4 protein-coding genes are annotated in these 15,631 nt (G+C 63.1%); 3 read left to right on the forward strand and 1 reads right to left on the reverse strand.

Going from position 1 to position 15,631, the window contains the following annotated elements; translation table 11 throughout:
- Nucleotides 1-29: 29 nt before the first annotated feature.
- Nucleotides 30-10,046, reverse strand: a complete 10,017-nt coding sequence (locus PSEMO_RS17525; RefSeq protein ID WP_178392014.1) for a retention module-containing protein — start codon at nucleotides 10,044-10,046, stop codon at nucleotides 30-32.
- Nucleotides 10,047-10,562: 516 nt separating this feature from the next.
- On the opposite strand from PSEMO_RS17525, the gene PSEMO_RS17530 reads away from it, so the two are divergent.
- From PSEMO_RS17530 to PSEMO_RS17540, 3 genes are all read left to right on the forward strand, one after another.
- Nucleotides 10,563-11,936, forward strand: a complete 1,374-nt coding sequence (locus tag PSEMO_RS17530) for a TolC family outer membrane protein (RefSeq protein WP_075804259.1) — start codon at nucleotides 10,563-10,565, stop codon at nucleotides 11,934-11,936.
- Nucleotides 11,937-11,972: 36 nt separating this feature from the next.
- Entirely contained in the window at nucleotides 11,973-14,126 is a 2,154-nt protein-coding gene (locus PSEMO_RS17535) for a type I secretion system permease/ATPase (protein WP_075804260.1), read from the forward strand.
- Between the two features lie 135 nt (nucleotides 14,127-14,261).
- On the forward strand, nucleotides 14,262-15,608 hold the full coding sequence (locus PSEMO_RS17540; RefSeq protein WP_075804261.1) for an HlyD family type I secretion periplasmic adaptor subunit: 1,347 nt from the start codon (nucleotides 14,262-14,264) through the stop codon (nucleotides 15,606-15,608).
- Nucleotides 15,609-15,631: the final 23 nt, after the last annotated feature.

The following is a 15,631-nucleotide window of genomic DNA, read 5'->3' on the forward strand; positions in this document are numbered from 1 at the left end:
TGGCTTGCCAGCGATAGGGCCCTGAAGCCTTACACAGTATCCACCTTCAACGAATGATCATTGAGCATCCCGTTGATGATGGTCGCCGTATCCGCCCCCGCCGCTATCACCCCGCCCGACCCTGCCGTCACCCCGTAGTGCTGGGCCAGGTCCACCCCCGCCAGGTCGATGGTCTGGCTCGGCGCCGCCCCGGCTACCGAACTGACCTCGATGGTCGAGACCACGCTGGCCCCGCTGCCGGTCACCTTGAAGTGCAGGTAGTCATCCAGCGACGCACTGGTAGCGTTCTCGCCCTGCAACAGTTGCGACAAGTCCAGCCGGTCGGTGCCCGGGGTAAAGTCGGTCACCACGTCATGCCCGGTATCGCCAAGCTGCCACAGGAAGGTATCGGCTCCCGGGCCACCGGTCAGGGTGTCATCCCCGCGCCCGCCTATCAGCACATCATCCCCGCCCCCACCATTGAGCACATCGTTGCCCAACCCGCCGTTCAACACGTTGGCATTGCTATCACCGGTGAGGGTGTCGTTGTAGTCCGAGCCGATCAGGTTCTCGATCGACACCAGGGTATCCAGCCCGGCACCGACGGTGTTCTGCTGCCCGGCGAGGGACAGGTTGACCGTGACCCCGGCCGTGGCGCTGGCATAGCTGGCGGTATCGATGCCGGCGCCGCCATCCAGCAGGTCGTTGCCCGGGCCACCGATCAGCAGGTCATTGCCGTTGCCGCCATACAACGAGTTGTTGCCACCCCCACCAATCAGCACATCATTGCCGTCACCGCCATTGAGGGTGTCGTTGCCATTGCCACCGAGCAGGACGTCGGCATTCACCGTCCCGGTCAGGATCGAGCTGTCCTGGTAGTTGATATCCACCGACCCGGTCGCCGTGCCGCTATGGCCGTCGCTGACCGTGTAGCTGCCGTTGTACTGCGGCGTGTTGTTGGCGGCGCCGGAGTAATCGATGGTCATGGTCAGTTGGTAGTTTTCCGCGTTATTGGCGCTGCTCCCGCCACCGCTGTTGGTGAGGTTGACCACATGGATGCTGTAGACCCCGTCGTGGCTGGCGACGAAGGTGCCGCCATCGGCGATGGTCTGGTAGCTGCCGGTCGCGTCCTTCCACTCCATCAGCACGTTGCCGGCAGGCCGGTCATGGTTCAGGTTGAGGGACTCGCCCTGCTTCAGGGTCACGGTGATGGTGTCTTCGTCGTTGGCATTGGCGTTGGTAACCGCGCCCAGGTAGCCAGTGACCAGCACCGCCGCCGTCATGCTGTTGGCCGCTCCGGTGAAGGCGCTGCGGGCGATGTCCTTGAGCTGGTTCGCCGTGCTGTTGCCGACGCCGTTGAACACCACCGTTGGCGTTGTGTTGCCCACGGTGAAGTCCGCTCCGCGGGCCGTCCAGCCGGTATTGAAGGTAATCGGCGTGGCACTCAGCCGGTCGTTGTTGGCATCGGTGTCATTGGCCACCAGCGCCTCGGAAGGCACGGTGATGGTGCCGGAGAGGATATTGGTGATCACATGGTCCGCGCCGGCCACAGGTGCGGCGTTGGTGTAGACATTGACGACCAGGGTGGCGTTGCTCAGGTCGCCATCGTTGTCACTGACCACGAAGCCGATGTTCTCAACCTGGCTGCTGCCATTGTCCTTCGGCGGCGTGTAGGTGAATTCCCCAGTGTCCATGTCGACCACGATCGAACCGCCGAGCAGCGTTTTCACCGTGATGCTGTTGCTCAGGGTATCGAACATGCCGCGATCGGTGCCCCCCGTGGCTACATAGGAGCCCTGGTTGGAATTGCCCTTCGGATCGTAGGTGTAGGTGGTGCCATCAATCACCAGGGACTTGATGAAACCGCCGTCGGCACCGAAATAGCCCCCCGTCATCAGGCTGCCGGTGACCGGCGCGCCCTGTACGGTGTCGGAGAGCACCGAGTTGAGCTGGTTGAGGTCGGTGACCACGGTGGAGTTGGTGTCGGTATGGGTGCTGCCGTCGTAGGCCAGCGGGTTGAGGTTGCTGGTGTTGACGCCGCTGCCCAGGCCGATGGCGTAGGATTTGATCCCGTTGGTATCGAGGAAGTTGGTCCAGGTGGTTTCCCGGGTGCCGGAAATGGCATGGCCGGACGTAGGCTCACCGTCCGAGAAGAAGTAGGTGATGTTCTGCGCACCTGTGATCTTGCCTGCCGTGGCGAAGGCTGACTGGGCCAGGGTGGTGGCCGAGTCATAGTAGGTGTTGCCGCCCGCGCTGAGGCCATTGACGATGGTCTTGGCATCCACCACCGAGACCCACACCGAAGACGGCTGGGACGCGCCGCTGGAGAAGGTGACGATCTGCACCTTCACATCGCCGAGGTCGTCGTACTTGTCCAGCAACTGCGCGATCGCCTGCTTGGCCAGCTGGATACGGGTCAGCCCCGGCACCCCGGAAGCGTCGTTCATGCTGCCGGACACGTCGATCACCAGCAGCAGGTTGGAGTCCAGTTGCCCCGGAGTGACCGACCGGGTCGCGCCCACGGCCTGGGGCACGTCATCGACGATATTGATCTGGAGGGTGCTGGTGGTGAAATTGCCGAGCGCATCGGTCGCCTTGTAGGTGAACGACTCGCTCATCACGTTGGCGCCATCGTTGGCACCGCCGGGCGTCTTGGGTGCCGAGGTCAGGGTGTAGGTGTAGGAGCCGTTCGCCAGCAGCTGGATCTGGCCGTAGGAACCGGTCGGACTGCTCACCAGGCTGTAGGTGATAGCGCCGGAACCACCTGACACCGAACCCACCAGGGTCCCACTGCCGGTTTCTCCGCTATTGGTCGGATCGCTGCCGATCACCGTCCCTGCGGCGAGGTCCTGACCGTCTTTCGTCAGGTCCAAGGCCTTTTCGTACACCGTGATGTCCTGATCCTTGCCGGCGACCAGGCCGCAATCCTGCACGTTGATCGTCAGGGTCGTGGTGCTTTCATCGCCATCGGCATCGCGGATGGTGTAGGTGAACACATCCTGGGCCCCGGCCGGCGCCACCGAGTTGGGGTTGGCGTGATACACCGCATTGCCGGCGGCATCCAGGGTCAGGGTGCCGTAGGTGCCGGCGACATTGGTGTTCAGCGAGCCGATGGCCGAGGTGGAAGTATTGGAGCCGGCGCGTACCCCCACCACCACGTTGCTGCCCGGATCGTCGGCGCCCTTGGTGTCGTTGATCAGCACGTTGCCGCTGACGGTGCCGCCCTCGACCACCGAGTTCGAGTCCGGCCGCGCCGTCGGCACGTCGTCGACGATATTCACGTCCAGGCTGCCACTGCTGGTGCTGCCATCGGTGTCGGTTGCGGTGACTGTGAAGCTCTCGGTCAGGTTGTTGGTGCCGGCGCCGTTTGGATGGGTTTCGTTATCCAGCAAGGTGTAGCTGTAGGACACGACACCCGTGCTCGCGTTATAGCCGGTGACCGTCAGTGTATTGCCCAACGGGGTGGTAACGGTTTGCGGGAAGGTGGCTGCGGTGCCACCACTGATCACGTTGATACCACCCACGCTCAGGGTTTGCAGGCCGTCCGGTGCGGTCACGGTGAAGGTGCCGGACTGGGTCAGGGCCGAGGCATTCGGGCTGCTGCCGTCGCTGAGGTTTTTCTCGTAGACCGACAGCTCGCCGCCCGCGACATTCAGGCCGTTGAGGGTGACCGGGTCGTTGAGGTTCTTGATGTTCAGCACCAGGTTGGCAGTGCTGGTGTCGCCGTCGGCGTCCTTCAGGGTGTAGGTGAAGGTCTCGGTACCCGTGCCACCGCCGTGCAGGTTGTAGAAGTCCGGATCTGCAGGATTCAGGGTATAGGTGTAGGAACCGTCTGCGGCCAGGACCAGGGTGCCGTAGGTGCCGGTGAAGGTACCTGCGGTGATCGGTCCGGTGATACGGTCGGCGCCTTGGGTGTCGTTGGTCAGGACGTTGCCGGTCAGCACCGTTGCGGCTTCTGTCGCCACGCCTGGATTGGTATCGGCCACGGCGGTAGGCACATCATCGACGATGTTGACGTCCAGGCTGCCGCTGTTGGTGCTGCCGTCAGTGTCCGTTGCGGTGACCGTGAAGCTTTCGGTCAGGCTGTTGATCCCGCTGCCCGTTGGATGGGCTTCGTTGTCCAGCAGGGTGTAGCTATAGGAAACCACGCCAGTGGCCGGGTTGTAGCCAGTGACTGTCAGTGTATTGCCCAACGGGGTCGTGACAGTTTGCGGGAAGGTGGCGGCAGTACCGCCGCTGATCACGTTGATACCGCCCACACTCAGGGTTTGCAGACCGTCCGGCGCTGTCACGGTGAAAGTGCCGGACTGGGTCAGGGCACCTGCGTTCGGGCTGCTGCCGTCACTCAGATTTTTTTCATAAACCGACAGTTCACCGCCGCTCGCATCGAGGCCGTTGAGGGTGACCGGGTCGTTGAGGTTCTTGATATTCAGCACCAGGTTGGCGGTGCTGGTGTCACCATCCGCGTCGCTCAGCGTGTAGGTGAAGGTCTCGGTGCCCGTGCCACCGCCGTGCAGGTTGTAGAAGTCCGGGTCTGCTGGGTTCAGGGTGTAGGTGTAGGAACCGTCTGCGGCCAGGACCAGGGTGCCGTAGGTGCCGGTGAAGGTGCCTGCGGTGATCGGTCCGGTGATGCGGTCGGCGCCTTGGGTGTCGTTGGTCAGGACATTCCCGGTCAGCACCGTCGCCGCCTCCGTCGCCACGGACGCATTGGTGTCCGCTACGGCTGTCGGAACATCATCGACGATATTCACGTCCAGGCTGCCGCTGGTGCTGCTGCCGTCCGTATCGGTGGCGATAACGCTAAAGCTCTCGGTCAGGTTGTTGATGCCGCCGCCGCTTGGATGGGCTTCGTTGTCCAGCAGGGTGTAGCTGTAGGAGACGACACCGGTGCTGGCGTTGTAGCCAGTGACCGTCAGGGTATTACCCAGCAATGTCGTGGTGCTTTGCGGGAATGTCGCTGCCACGCCACCGCTGATCACGTTGATACCGCCCACACTCAGGGTCTGCAGGCCGTCCGGTGCCGTCACGGTAAAGGTACCGGACTGGGTCAGGGCTGCTGCGTTCGGGTTGCTACCGTCGCTGAGGTTCTTCTCGTAGACCGACAGCTCACCGCCTGCAGTATCGAGGCCATTGAGGGTGATCGGGTCGTTGAGGTTCTTGATGTTCAGCACCAGGTTGGCCGTACTGGTGTCACCATCCGCGTCGCTCAGCGTGTAAGTGAAGGTCTCGGTACCTGTACCGCCACCGTGCAGGTTAAAGAAGTCCGGATCCGATGGATTCAGGGTGTAGGTGTAGGAACCATCCGCAGCCAGGACCAGGGTGCCGTAGGTTCCGACGAAGGTTCCGGCAGTGATCGGTCCGGTAACCCGGTCAGCGCCCTGCACATCGTTGGTCAGCACGTTGCCGGTCAGCACCGTTGCCGCTTCCGTCGCCACAGAAGCATTGGTATCAGCGACCGCCGTCGGCACATCGTCAACGATATTCACGTCCAGGCTGCCGCTGCTGGTGCTGCCATCCGTATCGGTAGCGGTGACCGTGAAGCTTTCGGTCAGGCTGTTGGTGCCAGCGCCTGTAGGATGGGCCTCGTTATCCAGCAGGGTATAGCTGTAAGACACGACGCCCGTACTGGCGTTGTAGCCCGTGACGGTCAGCGTATTACCCAATGCAGTAGTGACGGTTTGCGGGAAGGTGGCCGCCACACCGCCGCTGATCACGTTGATACCACCCACGCTCAGGGTTTGCAGACCATCCGGCGCAGTCACGGTAAAGGTGCCGGACTGGGTCAGGGCTGCTGCGTTCGGGCTGCTGCCGTCACCCAGGTTGCGCTCATAAACCGACAGCTCGCCGCCAGCGGTGTCGAGTCCGGTCAACGTGACCGGATCGTTGAGGTTCTTGATATCCAGCACCAGGTTGGCCGTGCTGGTGTCTCCGTCCGCATCGGTCAGGGTATAAGCAAAGGTCTCGGTACCCGTCCCGCCGCCGTGCAGATTGAAGAAGTCCGGATCCGACGGATTCAGGGTGTAGGTGTAGGAACCGTCCGCAGCCAGCACCAGAGTGCCGTAGGTACCCACGAAGGTCCCGGCAGTGATCGGTCCGGTAACCCGGTCGGCCCCCTGGACATCGTTGGTCAGCACATTCCCGGTCAGTACGGTTGCAGCCTCGGTAGCCACCGAGGCATTGGTGTCGGCCACTGCCGTCGGCACATCGTCAACGATGTTCACGTCCAGGCTGCCGCTGCTGGTGCTGCCATCCGTATCGGTGGCGGTGACGGTGAAGCTTTCGGTCAGGCTGTTGGTGCCAGCGCCGGTTGGGTGAGACTCGTTATCCAGCAGGGTATAGCTGTAGGACACAACACCCGTGCTGGTGTTGTAGCCGGTCACCGTCAGCGTATTACCCAAGGCCGTCGTGACGGTTTGCGGGAACGTAGCCGCCACGCCACCGCTGATTACGTTGATACCACCCACGCTCAGGGCCTGCAGACCATCCGGTGCAGTCACGGTGAAGGTGCCGGACTGGGTCAGGGCCGAGGCATTCGGGCTACTACCGTCGCTCAGGTTTCTCTCATAGACCGACAGCTCCCCACCTGCGGTGTCGAGCCCGGTCAACGTGACCGGATCGTTCAGGTTCTTGATATCCAGCACCAGGTTGGCCGTGCTGGTGTCCCCGTCCGCATCGGTCAGGGTGTAGGCAAAGGTCTCGGTACCCGTCCCGCCACCGTGCAGGTTGAAGAAGTCCGGATCCGACGGATTCAGCGTATAGGTGTAGGAACCGTCCGCCGCCAGCACCAAGGTGCCGTAGGTACCGACAAAGGTCCCCGCAGTGATCGGTCCGACAACCCGGTCAGCCCCCTGGACATCGTTGGTCAGCACATTACCGGTCAGCACGGTCGCGACTTCAGTGGCCACCGAGGCATTGGTGTCGGCCACTGCCGTCGGCACGTCGTCGACGATATTCACGTCCAGGCTGCCACTGCTGGTACTGCCATCCGTATCGGTGGCCGTAACCGTAAAGCTCTCGGTCAGGCTGTTGGCGCCTGCGCCCGTTGGGTGAGCATCGTTATCCACCAACGTATAGCTGTAGGAAACGACACCCGTACTAGCGTTGTATCCCGTGACGGTCAGCGTATTGCCCAAAGCAGTCGTGACGGTTTGCGGGAAGGTGGCCGTCACACCGCCACTGATCACGTTGATACCACCCACACTCAGGGCCTGCAGTCCGTCCGGTGCGGTCACCGTGAAGGTGCCGGACTGCGTCAGGGCAGCCGCGTCCGGACTGCTGCCATCGGCAAGGTTCTTCTCGAAGACCGTCAGTTCACCGCCGGCGTTATCAAGGCCGCCGAGGGTCACCGGATCGTTGAGGTTCTTGATATCCAGCACCAGGTTAGCCGTGCTGGTGTCCCCGTCCGCATCGGTCAGGGTGTAGGCAAAGGTCTCGGTACCCGTCCCGCCGCCGTGCAGATTCAAGAAGTCCGGATCCGACGGATTCAGGGTGTAGGTGTAGGAACCGTCCGCGGCGAGCACCAGGGTGCCGTAGGTACCGACAAAGGTCCCGGCAGTGATCGGTCCGGCAACCCGGTCAGCCCCTTGCACGTCGTTGGTCAGCACATTACCGGTCAGCACGGTCGCGGCTTCAGTGGCGACCGAAGCATTGGTATCAGCCACAGCGGTAGGCACATCGTCGACGATATTCACGTCCAGGCTGCCACTGCTGGTACTGCCATCCGTATCGGTGGCCGTAACCGTAAAGCTCTCGGTCAGGCTGTTGGCGCCTGCGCCCGTTGGGTGAGCATCGTTATCCACCAGGGTATAGCTGTAGGACACGACACCAGTGCTGGCGTTGTAGCCAGTGACCGTCAGAGTATTGCCCAAAGCAGTGGTGACGGTTTGCGGGAAGGTCGCCGCCACGCCACCGCTGATTACGTTGATACCGCCCACGCTCAGGGTCTGCAGACCATCCGGCGCAGTCACCGTGAAGGTGCCGGACTGCGTCAGGGCAGCCGCGTCCGGACTGCTGCCATCGGCGAGATTGCTCTCGAAGACCGTCAGCTCACCTCCGGCGTTATCGAGGCCGCCGAGGGTCACCGGATCGTTGAGGTTCTTGATATCCAGCACCAGGTTGGCCGTGCTGGTGTCGCCATCCGCATCGGTCAGGGTGTAGGCAAAGGTCTCGGTACCCGTCCCGCCACCGTGCAGATTGAAGAAATCCGGATCTGACGGATTCAGGGTGTAGGTGTAGGAACCGTCCGCCGCCAGCACCAAGGTGCCGTAGGTACCGACAAAGGTCCCGGCCACGATCGGTCCGGCAACCCGGTCGGCCCCCTGCACATCGTTGGTCAGCACATTCCCGGTCAGCACCGTCGCCGCTTCCGTCGCCACAGAAGCATTGGTATCGGCGACGGCCGTCGGCACATCATCGACGATCACCACATTCAGGTTGACGCTGCCGGTGCTGCCGTCGGTATCGGTCGCCACCACGGCGAACGACTCGCCCAGGCTGTTGGCACCGCCGCCCGCCGGATGGGCGTCATTGCCATTCAGGGTGTAGCTGTAGGTCACCACCCCGGTCGCCGGATCGTAGCCGGTCACGGTGAAGGTATTGCCCAGCGGCGTGACCACCGACTGCATGCCGGTGTTGGCCACCCCGCCACTGACCACATTGATCCCGCCGACGCTCAGGCTCTGCAGGCCGTCCGCCGCACTGACGGTGAAACTGCCACTCTGGGTCAGTGCCGTCGCGTCCGGACTGCTGCCGGCGGCAAGGTTTTTCTCGAAGACCGTGATCAGCCCGCCATTGGCGCCTACCCCACCGATGTTCACCCCGTCATCGAGGTTGGTGATGTTCAGCACCAGGTTGGCGGTGCTGGTATCGCCATCCGCATCGGTCAGGGTGTAGGTGAAGGTCTCGGTCCCTTTGCCGCCGCCATGAAGATTGACGAAGTCCGGATCCGACGGATTCAGGGTGTAGGTGTAGGAGCCGTCCGAAGCCAGGACCAGGGTCCCGTAGGTCCCGACGAAGGTCCCGGGAATGATCGGGTTGGCCACGCGGTCGGCGCCCTGGATATCGTTGGGCAGCACATTGCCGGTCAGCACCGTCGATACTTCGGTTGCCACCGACGGGTTGCTGTCGTCCACTGCCCGCGGCACGTCGTCGAGGATGGCGATATCCAGACTGCCGCTGGTGACATCACCATTGCTGTCGCTGGCCGACACCGGGATGCTTTCGCCCAGGGCGCTGCCGGCGGTGGTGAGGGTGTAGCTGTAGCTGACCACACCGCTGGCCGGATCATAGCCGGTGATGGTCAGGACATTTCCGAGGCCGGTGCTGAAGGACTGCCCTACACCGGTAACCGTACCATTGGTCAGGACATTGATGCCGCCGACATTCAGGTTGAACACCCCGTCCGGGGCCACCACGCTGAAGGTGCCGGTCTGGGTCAGCGCGCCGGGGTTGCTGGCCGAACCCAAAGGCAGGTTGGCTTCGTTGACGGTGAGTTCGCCGCCTTCCACCGCCAGTCCGAGAAGCGTGATCGGGTTATTGACCGCCGGGATCGGCTCGTTGTGGTCGATAAGTCCGATATCCTGGTCAGGCAGTTCAAAGGCAAAGGGTAGTCCGACCGTAGGAAAACCTATCACCGGATCGACATGCCCGCCCACCTCGGTCAGCAGCACGAAGCTGTGTCCACCACCCAAGGCGCCTGGCGCACCGTTCGTGGGCCCGGCCGCCGTGGCCTCGGCATCCTGGGTCGGGTCACCACCGGCGGCGATGGCTTGCTGAAGTTTTTCCACTTCGGTGAGCTGCGCTTCGCTCGGGGTGATGATCTCCGGCGTCTGCACATGGGGCGCTTGGTGGGCCAGCAGAGCATTGGAGAGGGTGAGGCTGCTGTCACGCCCCAGGGTCAGCTCGCCGCCATTGGCCAGGTGCACCGCCACTGCACCTGTGGCACCGGTTTCCAGTTGCTCGCCGACAAACACACGGTCTCCCTCGACCAACAACCGCCGGGTTCCGTCAGCCTCGACCGCAAATACCTGACCGATCACCTTGCTGACCACACCGATTGACTTAGCCATCTAGCCACTCCTCTCCACTGGCGACGTTCTCATTGCAGGAAAGCCTGTGGTATCTCGTGGGCGAACACCCGGGAAGGTGTCCCGCTCGAAGTCGCGGCGACCGTCAAGACTGCGGGTTTTCCAGCAAGACCCGGGTGCCTGGCGTCTATCGCTGCGGCGGCCTGACAACGGTTAGTGGCGACTGACTTAATGCCATTTTTTTGTCGCCATAATTTGCGTTGCCCTGCGCGCCTCCACTCCTTTCTTGCCCTATGCCGAAAAACGACCTGAAAAATTTCTGACGCCAGTAAAAAAGCGCCTGAGCGCCGAATTACAGGGTCTGCGGGTTAAACAATGTGCCGGTTTCCTTAGACCGCATAAGTTTTTTTTCGCATAACTCTTATGAACATTTCTTCTTAGCTTTGCCCGCAAATGTTCTTAGCTCTGTTGTTACAAGCCTGAAACGGTTTGAACTCAATTTTTCGTCAGTTTATTGACGATGCAAGACCAAAAAATGGAATCAGGGAGAAGTAACCCATGCGCGTTTTGACCCCCCTCACCAGTGCAGTTTTATTGGCCGTCGCCTGCGCCAATGCACAGGCCATGTCCTTGCAGGAAGCCGTGCAAAGCGCCGTGGATTACCACCCGGAAATCAAGGCGGCAAGCAGTGGCCGGCTGTCCGCCGATGAGGACGTGAAAATGGCCCGTGGTGGTTACTACCCGACTGTCGACCTGGTCGCAGGCTATGGCCGGCAACGCTCGGACAACCTCAATACACGGGGTCTCAACCTCGACGGCACGCGTAACCACAACAAGGAAACACTGAACTACACCCAGTCGGAGCTGCGGCTGCGGCAAATGCTGTTCGACGGTTTCAACACCGCCAACGAAGTGGATCGCCTGCAATCCACAGCCACGTCCCGCGCCTATTACACCCAGGCAACCGCGCAGACCGTCGCGCTGCGGACCATCGAGGTCTACCTGGAAGTGCTCAAGCGTCGCGAGTTGCTGAGCCTGGCGAAGAACAACCTCCAGGCGCACCTGCGGGTCAACGACCAGATCGGGCTGCGCAGCGAACGCGGCGTCGGCAGCACCGCCGACCTCGACCAGTCCACCGCCCGCCGTGCCCTGGCGGAAAACAACCTGAATACCGCCGAAGTGGATCTTCAGGACGCCGAGGCCAACTTCTACAGCGTGGTCGGCCGTATGCCGGATGAACTGGAAAGCCCGGCGTCGATCAAGGGCTCGCTGCCCGCCAATCTGCAGGATGCCCGTACCGCCATGCTGCAGGACAACCCCTACCTGAAATCGGCCCAGGCCGATATCGACGCGGCGGAGAAGCAATATGAAGTGGCCAAGTCGCCGTTCTATCCACGCTTCGATGCCGTGGTGTCCACCAGCGCCAACAACAACATCGGTGGCGAACCGGGCCATAGCAACACCGACTGGAGCGTCGGCGTGGAGATGAACTACAACCTGTTCCGCGGCGGCACCGACAAGGCACGCTTGCAGTCGGATGCGTACAAGATCAACCAGGCCATGGACATCCGCAACAACGCACTGCGCCAGCTCACCGAAGACTTGTCCCTGGCCTGGAACGCGCAGCAGAACGCGGTCAAGCAGACACCCTCGGCCAGGCAATACGCGGAAACCACCACCCGCGTGCGCGCCGCCTACCAGGACCAGTTCGGCCTTGGCCAACGTACCCTGCTCGACCTGCTGGACAGCGAGAACGAGCTGTATAACGCCAACCGGCGCTATGTCGAAGTGCGCTATATCGAAGAGTTCTCCGGCTACCGCCTGCTGGCCAACATGGGCGACCTGCTGACCCGGCAAAGAATCTCCCTGCCACCTGAAGCCATCGCCCAGAGCGAAGTGCGTACCAACGTGCAGTTACCCGATATGCGTTGACCGTGTTCCGCCACCTCGGCGGAGAGGTAGGCCATTGTGACCAGCATGCAACCGGCGAGCTCGGCGGACCAGCGCCAGAGTTTCGATGATCCGTTACTCGATGGGCTGTTGATTCTCTGCAAGCTCCACGGTTGCACGGCCAGCCGCGCCAGCCTGAGTAGCGGCCTGCCCCTGCCGCAGCAGCGTCTGGACCTCGACCTGCTGCCCCGGGCAGCCGCCCGTGCCGGTTTGCAGGCGCGGGTGCTGCGGCGCGAGCTGGAAGCGATTTCCGCCCTCAACCTGCCGGTGCTGCTGCTGTTCAAGGACGGCCGCTGCGCCGTGCTGCGGCGCTGGAAGGATGACGACCAGGCGCTGATCCTGCCCTGCGAAGCCGACGGCGGCGAACAGTGGGTCAGCCGACAGGAATTGGCCGAGTCCTACGCCGGCCACGCCCTCTTCGCCCGCCCCCGGCATGAACTGGAACACCAGCGCGACCCGCTGGTGCCGCGGGTCCACGCCTGGTTCCGCGATACCCTGCGCCAGTCCCGCTGGCTGTACAGCGACGCCCTGCTGGCCAGCCTGCTGATCAACCTGCTCGGCCTGATGGTGCCGTTGTTCGTGATGCAGACCTACGACCGCGTGGTGCCCAACCAGGCCACCTCGACCCTGTGGGTGTTGGTCATCGGCCTGCTGATCGGCACGCTGTTCGAACTGGTGCTGCGGGTGGTCCGCGCGCACCTGCTGGACCAGGCCGGGAAGAAGACCGACCTGATCCTCTCGGCGACCCTGTTCGAGCGCATCACCGGGATGTCGATGAAGGCCCGCCCGGCCACCATCGGCGGCTTCGCCCAGAGCATCCATGACTTCCAGGGCCTGCGCGAATTTCTCACCGCGGTGACCCTGACCAGCGTCATCGACCTGCCCTTCGTGGTCCTGATGCTTGCCGTGATCGGCCTGCTCGGCGGCTGGCTGGTGCTGATCCCGCTGATTGCCTTTCCCCTGACCATCATCTTCGCCCTGCTGATCCAGGTGCGCCTGCGCGACACCGTGCAGAAAAGCCTGGCCCTCGGCTCGGTGCGCCAGGCCCTGCTGATCGAAACCCTCGGCGGCCTGGAAACCCTCAAGGCCTGCGGCGCCGAAAGCGAGCGCCAGTACCAGTGGGAAAGCACCCACGGCGCCCTGACCCAGCTCGATGCCCACGCCCGCCAACTGTCCGCCCTGGCCACCAACGGCACGCTGTTCGTCCAGCAGTTCTGCGGCATGGCCACCATCGTCGCCGGGGTCTACAGCATCATCGCCGACAACCTCAGCGTCGGTGCCCTGGTCGCCTGCTACATGCTCGGCAGCCGGACCCTGGCGCCGCTGGGGCAGATCGCCGGGCTGATCACCCGCTACCAGCAGGCGCAACTGACCATGCGCAGCACCGATGCGCTGATGGCTCTGCCCCAGGAGCGCCGCGCCGACCAGCAGCCGCTGGAGCATACCCGCCTGCAAGGGGCGCTGGAGCTCAACCGGGTGACCTTCCGTTACCCCGGCCAGGCCAACCCGGCACTGAACGGCGTCGGCTTCAGCGTCAAGCCAGGCGAACGCGTAGGGATCATCGGCCGCAGCGGATCGGGCAAGAGCACCCTGGCGCGGCTGGTGATGGGCTTCTACGAACCGGATGACGGCCAGGTCCTGTTCGACAACCTCGACCTGCGCCAACTGGACATCGCCGACCTGCGCCAGCAACTGGGCTATGTCGCCCATGACCTGCCGCTGCTGGCCGGCAGCCTGCGCGACAACCTGACCCTTGGTGCGCGCTATGTCAGCGATGCGCGGATGCTCGAAGTGGCCGAGCTGACCGGTGTGAGCGAACTGGCCAAGCAGCATCCGCGGGGCTTCGACCGGCCCCTGGGCGAGCGTGGCCAGTTACTCTCCGGCGGCCAGCGCCAGGCCGTGCTGCTGGCCCGGGCGATGCTGCTGGAACCGCCGATCATGGTCCTGGACGAACCCACCAGCCATATGGACAACAGCAGCGAAGAGCAACTGCGCCAGCGCCTCCACGGCTGGGTCGAGGGCAAGACCCTGCTGCTGGTGACCCACCGCACCTCGATGCTCAGCCTGGTAGACCGGCTGGTGGTGCTGGACAACGGCAAGATCGTGGCGGACGGGGCCAAGGATGCGGTGATCGATGCGCTGCGCAAGGGCCGGATCGGGCAGGCCCTGTAAAAACCAAAGCACACCGCGAACCCTGTGGGAGCTGGCTTGCCAGCGATTGCAATAGTGAATTCACCCTCGCTATCGCTGGCAAGCCAGCTCCCACAGGTTCCGCGCTGACCGTTGTTCCGATGAGAGGCGCACCCCATGTCCTCGCTCCGCAGCTACTTCCACAGCTTCAACAAGACCGCCGAGCACGACTACCTGCCGGACCTGTCCAGGGCCACCCTGCAGGACTCGCCACGCCGCTCGCGGCTCACCGTATGGCTGGCGGCGGCATTGCTGCTGGTGGCACTGGTCTGGGCCAGGTTCGCCGTGCTCGATGAAGTGACCGTCGGCGAAGGCAAGGCCATCCCGTCGAGCAAGGTCCAGGTGATCCAGAACCTCGAGGGCGGCATCGTCACTGAGATCTTCGTCCGCGAAGGCCAGATGGTGAACAAGGGCGATACCCTGCTGCGCCTCGACGACACCCGTTTCCAGTCGAACAAGGGTGAAAGCGAAGCCGACCGCTACGCCCTCACCGCCCAGGTCGACCGCCTCGCTGCAGAAGCCGAAGGCAGGCCGTTCCAGGTCTCCGCGGAGGTGCGCAGCAAGGCGCCGCAGGTGGCCGAGGACGAGATGGCCCTGTACCAGTCGCGCCAGCGCCGGCTGGCCAGTGAGAAACAGACCCTCAATGAACAACTGCGGCAAAAGACCCAGGAACTGGCCGAGTTCCGTTCCAAGGTCGAGCAGTACCGCTCCGGGCTGGCCTTGCTCCAGCAGGAGCTGGACATGTCCACACCATTGGTCAAGACCGGGGCCATCTCGCCGGTGGAAATCCTTCGCCTCAGGCGCAATGCCGTGGAAGCCCGTGGCTCGCTGAACGCCACCAGCCTGGCGATCCCCCGGGCCGAGGCGGCGATCGCCGAGATCAAGAGCAAGATCGAGGAAACCGACGCCAGCTTCCGCTCCGAAGCGGCCAAGGAGCTCAATGAAAAACGCACCGACCTGTCGAAGATCACCGCCACCAGCGTCGCCATCGACGACCGGGTCAAGCGCACCACGGTGGTTTCGCCGGTGCATGGCATTATCAAGCAGCTCAAGGTCAACACCATCGGCGGCGTGGTCCAGCCGGGCAGCGACATGGTGGAAATCGTCCCGGTGGAGGACAACCTGCTGATCGAGGCCCGGGTACGGCCGCAGGATGTGGCCTTCCTGCATCCGGGGCAGAGTGCGATGGTCAAGTTCAGTGCCTATGACTACTCCATCTATGGCGGGCTGAAGGCCAAGCTGGAACTGATCGGGGCGGACACCATCACCGATGACAAGGGCAATGCCTTCTACATGATCCAGGTGCGCACGGACAAGAATCACCTGGGCGGGGACAACAAGCCGCTGCTGATCATCCCGGGGATGGTGGCGACGGTGGACATCATCACCGGGGAGAAGAGTGTGCTGGATTATCTGCTGAAGCCGGTGTTGAAGGCGCGGACCGAGGCCTTGAGGGAGAGGTAATTTCCGGGAATCTCCGGTGCTGC

The sequence above is a fragment of the Pseudomonas putida genome (assembly GCF_001941965.1).
Classification (GTDB): Bacteria; Pseudomonadota; Gammaproteobacteria; order Pseudomonadales; family Pseudomonadaceae; genus Aquipseudomonas; species Aquipseudomonas putida_L.

What these genes read in the sequence shown, in the direction of transcription:
- PSEMO_RS17525 (WP_178392014.1), bottom strand. Translation starts at nt 10,046, where the DNA reads ATGGCTAAGTCAATCGGTGTGGTCAGCAAGGTGATCGGTCAGGTATTT.
- PSEMO_RS17540 (WP_075804261.1), top strand. Translation starts at nt 14,262, where the DNA reads ATGTCCTCGCTCCGCAGCTACTTCCACAGCTTCAACAAGACCGCCGAG.
- PSEMO_RS17530 (WP_075804259.1), top strand. Translation starts at nt 10,563, where the DNA reads ATGCGCGTTTTGACCCCCCTCACCAGTGCAGTTTTATTGGCCGTCGCC.